This is a genomic window from Paenibacillus sp. URB8-2 (assembly GCF_013393385.1).
GTDB lineage: Bacteria > Bacillota > Bacilli > Paenibacillales > Paenibacillaceae > Paenibacillus_AQ.
On record NZ_AP023239.1, the window covers coordinates 84,127 to 97,406 of the forward strand.

The 13,280-nt window shown below is 51.4% G+C and carries 12 protein-coding genes, 1 tRNA gene and 1 rRNA gene; 12 read left to right on the forward strand and 2 right to left on the reverse strand.

Annotation, left to right across the window (positions count from 1 at the left end):
- The first annotated feature begins 101 nt into the window (after positions 1 to 101).
- The 10 genes from rrf to PUR_RS00435 all read left to right on the forward strand — a co-directional run bounded on the left by rrf (position 102) and on the right by PUR_RS00435 (position 8,546).
- A 5S ribosomal RNA gene (rrf, locus tag PUR_RS00390) occupies positions 102 to 218 on the forward strand.
- Between the two features lie 377 nt (positions 219 to 595).
- Complete coding sequence (gene guaB / locus PUR_RS00395; protein ID WP_179037684.1) at positions 596 to 2,053, forward strand: IMP dehydrogenase; 1,458 nt, start codon at positions 596 to 598, stop codon at positions 2,051 to 2,053.
- 160 nt (positions 2,054 to 2,213) lie between these two features.
- The gene (locus tag PUR_RS00400; RefSeq protein ID WP_179037685.1) at positions 2,214 to 3,569 is read left to right on the forward strand and encodes a D-alanyl-D-alanine carboxypeptidase family protein; all 1,356 of its coding nucleotides are present in this window, start codon (positions 2,214 to 2,216) and stop codon (positions 3,567 to 3,569) included.
- Between the two features lie 106 nt (positions 3,570 to 3,675).
- Positions 3,676 to 4,557, forward strand: a complete 882-nt coding sequence (pdxS, locus tag PUR_RS00405) for a pyridoxal 5'-phosphate synthase lyase subunit PdxS (RefSeq protein ID WP_179033550.1) — start codon at positions 3,676 to 3,678, stop codon at positions 4,555 to 4,557.
- 18 nt (positions 4,558 to 4,575) lie between these two features.
- Positions 4,576 to 5,160: a pyridoxal 5'-phosphate synthase glutaminase subunit PdxT gene (gene pdxT, locus PUR_RS00410; RefSeq protein ID WP_179033551.1), complete on the forward strand. Its 585-nt coding sequence runs from the start codon at positions 4,576 to 4,578 to the stop codon at positions 5,158 to 5,160.
- A gap of 84 nt (positions 5,161 to 5,244) precedes the next feature.
- Positions 5,245 to 6,534: a serine--tRNA ligase gene (serS, locus tag PUR_RS00415; protein ID WP_179033552.1), complete on the forward strand. Its 1,290-nt coding sequence runs from the start codon at positions 5,245 to 5,247 to the stop codon at positions 6,532 to 6,534.
- 65 nt (positions 6,535 to 6,599) lie between these two features.
- Positions 6,600 to 6,688, forward strand: a tRNA-Ser gene (locus PUR_RS00420).
- A 165-nt stretch (positions 6,689 to 6,853) separates the two neighbouring features.
- Positions 6,854 to 7,195, forward strand: coding sequence for a hypothetical protein (locus tag PUR_RS00425; RefSeq protein WP_179033553.1), 342 nt, complete (start codon positions 6,854 to 6,856; stop codon positions 7,193 to 7,195).
- Between the two features lie 19 nt (positions 7,196 to 7,214).
- The gene (locus PUR_RS00430; protein ID WP_124697859.1) at positions 7,215 to 7,367 is read left to right on the forward strand and encodes a small acid-soluble spore protein P; all 153 of its coding nucleotides are present in this window, start codon (positions 7,215 to 7,217) and stop codon (positions 7,365 to 7,367) included.
- 90 nt (positions 7,368 to 7,457) lie between these two features.
- On the forward strand, positions 7,458 to 8,546 hold the full coding sequence (locus PUR_RS00435) for a hypothetical protein (protein ID WP_179033554.1): 1,089 nt from the start codon (positions 7,458 to 7,460) through the stop codon (positions 8,544 to 8,546).
- 211 nt (positions 8,547 to 8,757) lie between these two features.
- On the opposite strand, the gene PUR_RS00440 is transcribed toward PUR_RS00435, so the two are convergent.
- Both PUR_RS00440 and tadA read right to left on the reverse strand, forming a co-directional pair.
- Positions 8,758 to 9,336, reverse strand: a complete 579-nt coding sequence (locus tag PUR_RS00440; protein WP_179033555.1) for a GNAT family N-acetyltransferase — start codon at positions 9,334 to 9,336, stop codon at positions 8,758 to 8,760.
- A 6-nt stretch (positions 9,337 to 9,342) separates the two neighbouring features.
- Positions 9,343 to 9,861, reverse strand: a complete 519-nt coding sequence (gene tadA, locus PUR_RS00445) for a tRNA adenosine(34) deaminase TadA (RefSeq protein WP_269474691.1) — start codon at positions 9,859 to 9,861, stop codon at positions 9,343 to 9,345.
- Positions 9,862 to 10,182: 321 nt separating this feature from the next.
- Here tadA and PUR_RS00450 point away from each other — a divergent pair, with 321 nt between their 5' ends.
- Positions 10,183 to 12,504, forward strand: coding sequence for a sensor histidine kinase (locus PUR_RS00450; RefSeq protein WP_179033557.1), 2,322 nt, complete (start codon positions 10,183 to 10,185; stop codon positions 12,502 to 12,504).
- 10 nt (positions 12,505 to 12,514) lie between these two features.
- On the forward strand, positions 12,515 to 13,216 hold the full coding sequence (gene rluF, locus PUR_RS00455; RefSeq protein ID WP_179033558.1) for a 23S rRNA pseudouridine(2604) synthase RluF: 702 nt from the start codon (positions 12,515 to 12,517) through the stop codon (positions 13,214 to 13,216).
- The last annotated feature ends 64 nt before the right edge of the window (positions 13,217 to 13,280 follow it).

Below are 13,280 nucleotides of genomic sequence, written 5' to 3' on the forward strand. Positions count from 1 at the left end.
TCGAATCCAGTTTTCAGGGAGTAAGATTCCTGTAGCGCGTTTTCTGTAGTCGATGATTTTCCTGAAGAGATTCGGGAAGCGAAGCGACCGGAAAACATCCGTTTGGTGGCGATGGCGGAGGGGTCCCACGCGTACCCATCCCGAACACGACCGTTAAGCCCTCCAGCGCCGATGGTACTTGGACCGAAGGGTCCTGGGAGAGTAGGACGCCGCCAAGCACATGAACCACTGCTGAAATTCAGCAGTGGTTTTTTGTATACTTTATTTGATTCTGGTAAATCCTATCTTTTTATCGCTGAAATGGACGCAACTGTACGCTGATGATGGACAAATAGCCGGGGATTTGTTCACGGCAGCGCCGATTTTTTCAAAGAAATCCCTGCTCATGTAATGTTCTTGACAGTACAAAAGGCCTTTGCTAAGATGGCAATAATATATTTTTGGACATACCGCTCCAACTTACTTTGACGATTAGAACCAGTGTACTTCCAGATCGGCATATCTGTCCTCCGTGGATGGACTTGAGACGAAGTATGTTCTTTTTTATAAAGTTCGCGGGCCGTGAGAACAAAGAATACAAGGAGGAATGAACCAGGTGTGGGAAGATAAATTTGGTAAAGAGGGATTGACTTTTGATGACGTGTTGCTGGTGCCGCGCAAATCGGAAGTGCTGCCCAAGGAAGTGGATCTGTCCACTGTGCTAAGCAAGAATGTAAAGCTGAATATTCCGCTCATTAGCGCCGGTATGGATACGGTCACTGAGGCGGCTATGGCGATTGCTATGGCACGTGAAGGCGGCGTCGGCATTATCCATAAAAATATGTCGATTGAGCAGCAAGCGGAAGAAGTGGACCGTGTCAAACGCTCCGAGAGTGGTGTTATTACCAATCCTTTTTCGCTTACCGCAACACATATGGTTTCCGACGCTGAGCGTCTGATGGGCAAGTACCGTATTTCCGGTGTTCCGGTTGTAGATGAGAACAATAAACTGGTAGGAATTATTACGAACCGCGATTTGCGGTTTATCCACGATTTCAATATTCCAATCAGCGCAGTAATGACAAAGGAAAATCTGGTCACTGCTCCTGTCGGTACGACACTTGCAGAAGCCGAGGTTGTACTGCAGCGCCATAAGATCGAGAAGCTTCCGCTTGTTGATGATAACTACATTTTGAAAGGCCTCATTACTATTAAAGATATTGAAAAAGCGATTCAGTTTCCTAACGGAGCTAAGGACGCTCAAGGTCGTCTCCTGGTGGGAGCAGCTATCGGTATTTCGAAAGATACCTTTGAGCGGGCGGAAGCGCTGGTTAACGCCGGAGTCGATCTGGTTGTCGTCGATTCGGCCCATGGGCATCACATCAACATTATCGATGCGGTTCGCAAGCTGCGCGGGCTGTATCCCGATTTGACGATTGTGGCGGGAAATGTAGCGACCGGCGATGCTACACGCGATCTGATCGAAGCGGGAGCTTCGGTAGTCAAGGTCGGCATCGGTCCTGGTTCGATCTGTACCACGCGGGTCATTGCAGGTATCGGCGTTCCGCAGATTACGGCCATTTACGACTGTGCATCTGTAGCGCGTGAATACGGGGTGCCGATTATCGCAGATGGAGGCATTAAGTACTCCGGAGAAATTACAAAAGCTATCGCAGCCGGCGCGCATGCCGTTATGCTGGGAAGCCTGTTTGCAGGCACGGAGGAGAGCCCTGGGGAATCCGAAATTTATCAGGGCCGTAAGTTCAAGGTATACCGCGGCATGGGCAGCATGAGCGCCATGAAGCAGGGCAGCAAGGATCGCTACTTCCAGGACGACGATAAAAAGCTCGTGCCGGAAGGGATTGAAGGCCGCGTCGCCTTCAAGGGTCCGCTGTCCGATACGGTGCATCAGCTGATCGGAGGATTGCGTTCCGGTATGGGCTATTGCGGTACAGAGACGTTGTCTGGACTGCGCGATGACACCTCCTTTATCCGGATTACCGGAGCCGGGCTTCGTGAAAGCCATCCTCATGATGTGCAGATTACGAAGGAAGCGCCCAACTATTCCCTATAGGTGATACAAAATTTAAAATAAGGACGGTCAGGACGAATTTCGGCCTGTCCGTCTTTTTTTGATTGTACCCCTGTGTTAGAATAGAACAAGCAATTGAGATGATTATCATAAGGAGAGTTTAAAACCATTGAAGTTTAAGACTAAATCCAGTGTGAAGCAAATGGCAGTGAAGACAGCAACAGCGGGTCTGCTTTTAAATATGCTTGTGTTATCCCCTATTCCGGCGCTAGCCGAAAGCGTTCAGACGCCGGTTCCGGCAACGGCTGATACAACCGCCACACCGGCTGCGGCTGGAATCCCTGTAACCATTCCTTCGGTTCAATCGCTTGGTTTGAATCTGAAATCGGCCGTACTATTTGAGCCGACGACAGGACAAGTCCTTCTGTCGCTGAATGCGGATGTGCCGCTTCCTCCGGCCAGTATGACGAAAATGATGACGGAATATCTCATCGCCGATGCCGTCAAGAACGGCAAATTGTCATGGGATCAGAAAGTAACCGTTGCTGAGAATGCTGCCAAGCAGACTGGCTCGCGTATTTATTTGGCCGAGGGAGATCAACATACCATTGAAGAACTGTACATAGCCATGGCGGTTGGCTCAGCCAATGATGCTACCGTCGCGCTGGCCGAAACGCTTTCCGGTTCGGAACAGGAATTCGTCAAGCTGATGAACGAGACCGCCCAGAAGATGGGGATGAAGACAGCGTATTTTATCAACTCGACCGGGCTTAGCCGTGAAGATATGCCTGCCAATTTCCGTCCGGATACGGATAAGGAAACGGTAATGTCGGCAATGGATGCGGCGATTCTTGCCCAGCATATTGTTACCGATCATCCTGATTTCTCGAAATATACGACCATTCAATCGTACAAATTCCGCGAACGGGATTCGGCACCTATGGTAAACTATAACTGGATGCTGGAAGCGAACCAAAATATCCCTAACTTTAAAGCGTACGCCTATCCCGGCCTGGACGGCCTGAAGACGGGACATACCTCCAGCGCGGGCAACTGCTTTACGGGAACTGCTGTGCGCGACGGCATGCGCCTGATTAGCGTGGTTATGGGAGCCAACTCCGAAGCCCACCGCTTCACAGAGACGAAGAAGGTGCTTGATTTTGGATTTAACAATTTTGAAGTCAAGCAGGTGGTCTCAGCCAAAGCAACCGTTGCCGGTCATGAGACGGTTCCGGTTGAGAAAGGCAAGGAGAGTACGGTGCCGGTGGTAACCGACGCAGGCGCGACCTTTGTCGTTCCGAAGGGAACGGCTTCTCCGCAAGTTACGTCGGCGGTACAGGTCAACGATGCATCGACGCTGGTTGCGCCGATCGCCCAAGGCACGAAAGTGGGGAAGGTTACCTATACGTATAAAGTGAACGGAATAGGGACCCAGCAAAAAACGGTCAATCTCATTACATCCGAGAAAGCGGAGAAAGCCGGTTGGTTCAAGCTGCTCTTCAGAGCGATTGGAAGTTTCTTTAGCGACATTTTTTCGGGAATTAAGAATTTGTTCTAAATTTTAAAGATAAGCACTTAATTCCGAGTAAATGGCTTGTATATTTAGCCGCCATGCGGTAAAATAAAAAGTTAGATTAAGATAGATTATCGGGAGGCTTGAAGATATGGAAACAGGAACATCGAGAGTTAAAAGGGGTATGGCAGAAATGCAGAAAGGCGGCGTCATCATGGACGTCATGAATGCGGAACAGGCTAAAATTGCCGAAGCTGCAGGCGCTGTTGCCGTTATGGCTCTGGAGCGTGTGCCATCCGACATTCGTGCAGCTGGCGGCGTCGCCCGTATGGCCGACCCAACCATCGTGGAAGAGGTTATCAAGGTTGTAAGCATCCCCGTTATGGCCAAAGCCAGAATCGGTCATTATGTAGAAGCCAAGGTGCTGGAATCCCTGGGAGTCGACTACCTGGACGAAAGCGAAGTGCTGACTCCTGCGGATGAAGTATTCCATATTGATAAACGTGAATTTACCGTGCCTTTCGTCTGCGGAGCGAAGGATCTGGGAGAAGCGCTGCGCCGTATCAGCGAAGGTGCGTCCATGATCCGTACCAAAGGCGAGCCGGGAACCGGCAACATCGTAGAGGCTGTACGTCATATGCGCTATATCAACAGCCAAATCCGCAAGGTTCAAAATTTATCGAAGGACGAGCTGTATGCCGAAGCCAAAAATCTTGGCGTGTCTTACGACCTGCTGCTTGAAGTTCATGAGCTTGGCAAGCTTCCTGTCGTTAACTTCGCTGCAGGCGGCGTGGCCACTCCAGCCGATGCCGCACTGATGATGCATCTGGGAGCGGATGGCGTATTTGTAGGCTCCGGTATTTTCAAATCGGACAACCCGGAGAAATTCGCCCGTGCTATTGTTGAGGCGACTACCCATTACACCGATTATAAGCTGATCGCCGAAGTGTCCAAGAACCTTGGCGCAGCGATGAAAGGCATTGATATTGCAACTCTGACCGCAGCCGAACGGATGTCCGAGCGCGGCTGGTAATAGAGAGAAGGGTTTGAAATGAAGATAGGAGTGCTGGCGCTTCAGGGCGCTGTAACGGAACATATTGTGAGCATCGGCAAGACGGGAGCCGAAGGGACGCCAATCAAGCGGATAGAGCAGCTTGACGAGGTGGATGGACTGATCATTCCCGGAGGCGAGAGCACAACCATCGGCAAGCTGATGCGCAAGTACGGCTTCATTGAAGCAATTCGCGAGTTTGCAGGCCAAGGCAAGCCGGTCTTCGGGACATGTGCCGGACTTATTGTGCTGGCAAAGGAAATTGCGGGCGGAGAGTCGGCACATCTGGAACTGATGGATATTACCGTGGCACGGAATGCCTTTGGAAGACAGCGGGAAAGCTTTGAATGCGACCTGGATGTAAAAGGAATTGAGGAACCGGTCCGGGCAGTGTTCATACGGGCTCCGCTTATTGAGAAAGTTGGTCCGAATGTGGATGTGCTGTCCGTCTATAAAGACGAGATTGTAACCGCGCGTGAGGGTAACTTGCTTGTGTCTTCTTTTCACCCGGAATTGACGGATGATTACCGGCTGCATCAGTACTTTACGGATATGGTACAGGCTGCCGGTACGGCCGAACAGTAAAACTGCATATATAAACATCCTGACTCTTTCAAAGCCTTCACCGGCTAATTGAAAGAGTTAGGGCTGTTTCAGGAGGGAAATGTCGTGTTAGATGTTAAAATATTGCGCACCGATTATGCCAAGGTTGAGGAGGCGCTCGACAAACGCGGCAAATCGCAGGATTTGATCTCCGGATTTCCGGCACTGGATCTTCGCCGCCGCGAACTGCTTCAGGAGACGGAAAGCTTGAAGAACCGCCGCAACACCGTCTCGGGCGAGGTCGCCAAGAGAAAGAAGAGCGGAGAGCCGGCCGATGAGCTGATTGCCGAAATGCGGAACGTATCGGACCGGATTAAAGAACTGGACGATGAAGTGCGGGATCTGGAAAATCAAATTTCCGAGCTGATGCTGAGCATTCCGAACATTCCCCACGAGTCGGTGCCGGTAGGCAAATCCGAGGAAGAGAATGTGGAAGTGCGCCGATGGTCGCAGCCGCGTGAATTCGGCTTTACACCCAAGTCTCACTGGGAGCTGGCGCAGAATCTGGATATCCTAGACTTTGAGGCCGCTGCCAAGGTGACGGGATCGCGTTTTGTGTTTTATAAAGGTCTGGGAGCCCGCCTAGAGCGCGCGGTGATCAACTTTATGATGGACCTGCATAGCGGGGAGCATCATTACGAGGAAATGCTGCCGCCGTATATTGTCAATAAAGACAGTCTGTACGGCACGGGACAGCTTCCTAAATTCGAAGAGGACCTGTTCAAGCTACGCGACACGGAGTATTACCTGATTCCGACGGCCGAAGTGCCGGTAACGAACTATTACCGGGAGGAAATCCTGAACGCTTCCGATTTGCCGAAGTATTTTGTCGCTTACAGCTCCTGCTTCCGCTCGGAAGCCGGTTCGGCCGGACGGGATACCCGAGGGCTGATCCGCCAGCATCAATTCAACAAGGTAGAGCTGGTCAAGCTGACATCGCCGGAATCCTCTTATGAAGAGCTTGAGAAAATGACGGCGAACGCCGAAAGCGTACTGCAACTGCTCGAGCTGCCCTACCGCGTGCTGGCGCTCTGTACGGGCGATATGGGCTTTACCGCGGCCAAGACCTATGATCTCGAAGTTTGGCTGCCGGAAAGCGGCATGTACCGTGAAATTTCGTCCTGCTCGAATACCGAGGACTTTCAGGCCCGGCGGGCCAACATCCGATTCCGCAAGGAACCGAAAGCCAAGCCGGAATTCGTGCATACGCTCAATGGCTCGGCTTTGGCGGTAGGACGCACAGTAGCTGCCATTCTGGAGAATTATCAGCAGGAGGACGGCAGTGTGCTTATTCCGGAACGTCTTCAGCCTTATATGGGCAACGTGAAGGCGATACGGCCAAAGACGAACCAGTAAATGGAGTTGCTTCCGTATAGGCTAATATGGTACAATCTCTAATGCATGTGATATTTGCAGCATATGGAGAGGTACCGAAGCGGTCATAACGGGGCGGTCTTGAAAACCGTTAGGGTGCAAGCCCACATGGGTTCGAATCCCATCCTCTCCGCCATATCCTTTATTTTTGAATATGTAAGAGTACAGGCCGTTTCCTTCGGGAGACGGCTTTTTTAATATTTGGCGAGACCCTTGCTAAAGCGTACATGGAGTACAGGAACCAGAGAATAAAAAGCCCGCTTTCTCCGCAATGTATTAGAGAAGGAGGCTGATTACATTTATGGATCAACAATTACAGCTGGACCAGCAGCAGCTCGTATCCGCTTGGCAGGAGCGTCTTCCCTCTTTTATGGATGACGGAGACAGCTATTCCGTACAGGCTGACGAAGCCGACCGGAAGAGCATGCTTATTCATTTCAACGCGGCGGGACGCCAGAGCTACTCTCTGGACTTTCGCTGCACGTATGTAGACAGCCGGGAGGTTGCGGTTGACCTTGTTGATGTCGAGCGGGCCGGACTGCATACCGATGAGCGGACCGACGCCGTACAGCAGCTGGCGCAGCGGTACACGCGGCAGATTCACGAGTGCGCACAAGCGCTGAAAGATGTTACCAATCCCTAACCTAAAGGAGGACGAGAACATGAGCAAGCCGAAGACAATTCAGGTTCCCGGAACACAGCCCGCGGTAGACGAAATGAAGACGCGTCATAACAGTGACGGTCCGGAGCCGCTTTCCGGCTCCAAGAAGGTGAAGCAGGCAAATCACGTCAGCCATAACAACCCGCAAGGATAACATTTTACTGGAAATGGTTTATCCGGGGAAGTAAATCGTTTATCATTAGATAGGGGGAGATAGTTCTTTAATTGGGAGAGGAGAGAAAAAATGTTTAAAAAGTGGGGAATTTCCGCAGCGGCGATGCTGCTTGCAGCAGTCGTAATCCTTCCAGGGTGCGGAAGCAAACAGGCTCCGAAGGAAGCGCTGCAGGGAGCGGCAAGCAAAGCGGCTGCAATGACTTCTTATGAAATGAAGAGCAAGTTCGTTATCAATAACCTGACGATTGATGCGCCAAGCGAGCAATCTACGGGGATGACGGCACAGGTGCTGAGCATGCTCAAGAACGCGGACATTTCGGTCGATGGCGTGTATCAGGCCGATCCGATGCAGACGGAAATGACGCTGGTATTGAATTTAAAAGGCGATATGACGATGAGCTTTACCATTCCGATGGTGATGACGACGGAGAAGCTGTATGTTAAGATTCCGAGCATTCCGTTCCTCCCTATTCCGGAAAATGTCGTAGGTAAGTTCGTGATGCTTGACCTGAAGAAGCTTGCGGAACAGGAAGGCACCGAATTTAATCCGGGCATGCTGGATACGCAAAAGACCCAGAAGCTTTCCAACGAGGTGCTGAGCACACTGCTGGCCGAATATGACGAGAGCAAGTATTTTAATAACATCGATCCCAAAGATGCGAATCTGCCGGAGGGCGTAGACGCCAAGCAGGTGGTGCAGTTCCAGATTACCAATGAGAATGTGAAAGAAGCCGTTACTATCTTTGTCAACAATGCACTGCCGAAAATTTTGGACATTCTGTCCAAGGAAGAGTACAAGAATCTGCTCCAGATCGACCAGAAGCAGTTGGACGAAGCCAAGGCAGACCTGCAGAATAGCGAGAAGAAGGCGGAGTTTGACAAAAACCTGGCTAAGCTGGACCAGTATCTGGCCGTGAATCAGTTCCGCTTCAACACGGCGATCAACAAAGACGAATTCCCTGTTTATCAGGATCTGGCGCTGGACGTCAAGATCACCAATCCGGATGACGGGACAAAAGTAGGATTGTCGCTGACCGGCAGCAATCAATACAGCAAGATTAATGAAAAGCCGGCATTCAAAATCGGCATCCCCCAAGGCAGCGACGTCATTACCGAGGAAGAGCTGCAGCAGCAGCTTGGCTCGCTGGGTTCCTATTAACCAAGAAGAGCCCAAAGCAGCATATTCAGAAGAGTTTGTCAGTTTGCTAAAAACCCCGTATAAAGCGCAGATACGCTTTATACGGGGTTTTTAGTAAGAGTTTTTAAGTTCTTCTGGGGTCCTCACAATACCTGGGCAGCCTCGAAGCTAAGTCTCCGCTTTGTGGGGCCCATTGTATCGATCCGCGACCTAAGCCCTGAGCGGCAGACGGTTACATCGGCGGATTTCCCGCAGAGGAAGCCTCATCGGCCAAAAGGGCGTAAGTCCGGTGATCCTGCCACTGTCCATTGATCTTAAGGAAGCGGCGCGCAATGCCTTCCGGCTGAAACCCATTCTTCTCCAAGACCCTTCTGGAAGCGTCGTTATGCAGGAGAATGGCGGCTTGCAGCCGGTGCAGACCGAGTACCTGAAAAGCATATTCCGCCGCCAGGCCGACAGCTCCCGTCATAAACCCCCGCCCTTGATGCTTATGGTCGATAAAATAGCCGAGATCGGCAAACTGGCCCACCCCGCGTACAATGTTGTTGATGGCAATCTGTCCGATTAAACGTTCCTCTTCGGCAGAATAGATTCCGAACATATACGCTCTGTCCAGTTCCTCATCCTCCATTCGCTGAAGAATGAGCTGCTTTTGGCCTTTCAATGTAAAGAAGTCGTCTTCCCTCTCGGGCTCATAGCGGCTGTGGACGCTGCGGTTGCGCAGACGCAGTTCCAGCAGGCTCTCCGCGTTCTGAGAGCGGATCGGGGCAAGATAAATCCCGGCCGATTGATTAGTTAAAATGAATGACATTGCCGCTTATTCCTCCCTGGCATTTTTCTGCAGGCGCTCCTGCCGAAGCCGGCGGAAGAAGGAGGTCAGGAGTCCGGCGCATTCCGCCTGCCTAATGCCGGATATGACTTCGGTCCGGTGGTTGAACCGCGGTTCCTCCAGCAAATTCATCAATGTCCCGGCGCAGCCTGCTTTCGGATCGGGCGTGCCGTACACCGTAAGCGGAACCCTGGACTGCACGATGGCTCCCGCGCACATCGGGCACGGCTCGAGTGTAACGTATAAAGTGCATTCCAGCAGTCGCCAGGAGTTCAGCGCGGCGCTCGCTTCGCGAATCGCCACCATTTCCGCATGGGCTGTGGAATCCATCGTCGTTTCGCGTAAGTTATATCCTCTTCCGATAATCTGGCCATTCCTGACAATGACCGCACCGATCGGGACTTCGCCCAGCGCCTCCGCTTTTTGGGCTTCCGCGATTGCTTCGCTCATCCACCGTTCATGTTCTTCCTGCTGCCCAGAGGATGTCCCATTATCCCAGTTGTTCAAAAGATTCTTCCTTTCCGCTCCGGGCCGGATTGTTCTGCGAACGAGTATTCGTTCTTAACAAATTGTGCATAACTCTGTGGAAAACCCGGTTGTTATCCACAATTTTATACACATGGGGGATGTTGATTTTGTTTATATGTGCATAACCTGTGGACTCTTTCTATCCTATTGTAGAGAAGTAGCGATGGATTTTCAATGTTGAGAAAACGGAATGCTTCATATAAATGCTTTTAAATGCTTTTCAAATGGAAGGGCAGAAGGTATGATAATTATTGAATAAACGCTAGGAATGACCAGCCGGCTAAGAGGTGAAAAATTAGCTTGTCCATAAAAACGAAGCTTTCTGCCATAATATTCGGCTCCGTACTACTGATTCTGGCACTGAATTTGACTCTTAATTCCTATGCGACCCGCAATAATCTGCGAGGCGAGGCCGAGAGAAACATGAAGACGGCGGCCATGCAGATTGCCGTTTCCGTAGAACAGAGCAACTACAGCTCCAATTATGCGGAACAGCTGATAGCGCAAAATTTGCGAATGGCCGCTATTTTGATATCCAATGATTTGGACCCCGACATAGCGAACGTAACGAATGCCGAATTGAAGAAACTGGCCTCGAAAGTAGGGGTTTCCAATATATCGCTGCTGGTCAGGACCAAGGACGACATTGTGGTGAAGAAGTCCTCCGACCCCAAAGAACTAGACTTACCTACAAAAGGCTTTGGATTTTGGTATACGGCATTTGTTGATCTGTTCGAAGGAAGGGAAGTATCGGTTGCCAAAGGGCAGCGATTGGAGCATTTTTGGTCCGGTCCTTTTGAGTATTCATCCTCCAATCCCGAGTTTATCGAGAAGTGGGGTTATTACTATGACGGACGAAGCAATTACATTATCGATCCGTATATCCGCAGCACGTCTATTAGCGATTATGTCAGAATTATGAGTCCGGAAGAAATTGTGAAGCAGACGATGGAGGTCAACCCTGATATTCTGGAAATTACGGGCATCAATCCCTCCACATTCGGTTCTTCCACTATGGATCCGGACGGCACCGACAGTGTCAATGTCAAACTGCGCAACCGGCCGATTATGTACGGTACCTACCGGTTTGGAGACGTAGAGCGGGACAAATGGGCGGTGAAAGAAGCACTGGCCAAAAAAGAGCCCGTAATGGTGGATGCGACGGCGCGCGGTGTAAGGGTGATGAAGAGCTTTATTCCGGTTACCCTGCCCGATTCGGGCGCCTATGTTATCAGCGTGGTGATCGATTACTCGGTCATTACGTCGGTTATTAGAGAACAATTATGGAACAACATCCGGAGTTCCCTCCTGCTGCTTGCATTGTTCCTCGCGGGAAGCTACATTCTGGCGGGTTTTATTATTCGGCCCATTCAGGCGATACTCACCAAGGTTCAGGACGTCTCCCGGGGTAAGTTCGAGCCGCCGCTGGAGGTCGGAAGCAGGGACGAACTGGGGCAGCTGGCGCTGCGCATTAACGCCATGACGCGAAATCTTGCCCTGCACACAAGCCGTCTAAGGCAGACACTTGAGGAGAACCGGGAGGTAAAAGAGCATCTGGAGTCGGTGATCAACGGTACTTCCGATGCGATCCATACGTCGGATATGACCGGCAGGATCATCAGCGTTAACCGCGCTTTTGAAGAGCTGTACGGCTGGAGAGAACGCGAGGTTGTAGGCAGGATCATCGATCTCGTTCCGGACTCCGCATCTAAGGAAGAGGGGACGCGGCTTCAGTGGCTGATTCGGGGAGCACATCTGCCTCCGACGGAGACGCTGCGTTTGAAACGGGACGGATCTGTCGTCGAAGTCAGCGTCAGCACCTCTGTCATACGGGACGAAGAGGGCAAGCCGCTGTCCTTCGTGCATGTTTCACGGGATATGACGGAGCGGAACCGGATGGAAGAGCTGCTCAGACAGTCCGAGAAGCTTACTACCGTTGGTCAGCTTGCCGCCGGCGTTGCCCATGAAATCCGGAATCCGCTGACGACGCTGAGGGGTTTTTTACAGCTCCAAAGGGAAAAACAGATGCTTGTCCCCCTGCATGTGGATTTGATGCTCTCAGAACTGGAGCGGATCAATCTGATTGTCAGCGAATTTCTTATATTGGCCAAGCCGCAAGCGGTGCGGTTTCAGCAAAAGGACGTCTGTCAAATTCTGCATGATGTAATCTCCTTGCTGGACAGTCAGGCCCATTTGCATAATATCGAGGTCAAGGATGAGTTTGAAATAACTCCGGCAATGGTACACTGTGAAGAGAACCAACTAAAGCAGGTATTTATCAATATTATCAAAAACGGAATTGAGTCCATGTCCGCAGGCGGAACGCTAACATTGGAACAGAAGCGTATCGAAGATTCAATCGTTATTGTCATTACCGATGAGGGAGAGGGCATCCCGGCGGAGATGCTGCCGAAGCTTGGACAGCCGTTCTTTACGAACAAGGAGACGGGGACGGGACTTGGCCTGATGATCAGCCAGCGGATTATTCAAGCCCATAAAGGAATGATGGAGATTGAAAGTCAGGTCGGCCGGGGAACCTCGGTAACGATTGCGCTCCCGGCCGCCATTGAGACCGCGGGACCTGTCAACGCAGAAGCCGGTACAGGAAAAGAAACGGAGTGACTATACCAGCATGAGAATTAACAAGTTTATCAGCGAGACCGGCTACTGCTCGCGGCGTGAGGCGGATAAGCTGGTGGAAAGCGGCCGGGTGACCATTAACGGTGAACGCGCCGTGCTCGGCAGCCAGGCTGAAGCGGGAGATGATGTGCGGATAGACGGGAAAAGGCTGGAGAGCGAATCCCAGACCGTTTATATCGCACTGAACAAGCCGGTCGGCATTACTTCAACAACAGAGGGCCACATTAAAGGAAATATCGTGGATTTTGTCGGACATCTTGAGCGGATATTTCCAATCGGTCGGCTGGACAAGGATTCGGAAGGTCTGATCCTCCTGACCAATGATGGGGATATCGTAAACAAAATACTGCGCGCAGAAGGCCGGCATGAGAAGGAGTATGTCGTCACCGTGGACCGTCCGATTACGCCTTCCTTTGTCGCCGGAATGTCCAGCGGGGTAAAGATTCTTGGAGAGAAGACGCTGCCCTGTCAGGTTACCCGGATGACGGAGCGGGTATTTCGAGTTATCCTGACCGAAGGGAAGAACCGGCAGATCCGCAGGATGTGCAGCGCCTTCGGCTATGAAGTGCGGCGGCTGCAGCGCATTCGAATCATGAATATCCGCTTGGGGAACCTTCAGGTAGGCAAGTGGCGCGATCTTACGCCGGCGGAGAAGAAAGAGCTTGGCGACATGCTGAGTTATAAGCTTCAATAAAAGACTCCAGCGATCAAGACTCCAGAGCCGGTGCTCTAAGCGATGGACACAAATAAAGAGCTGC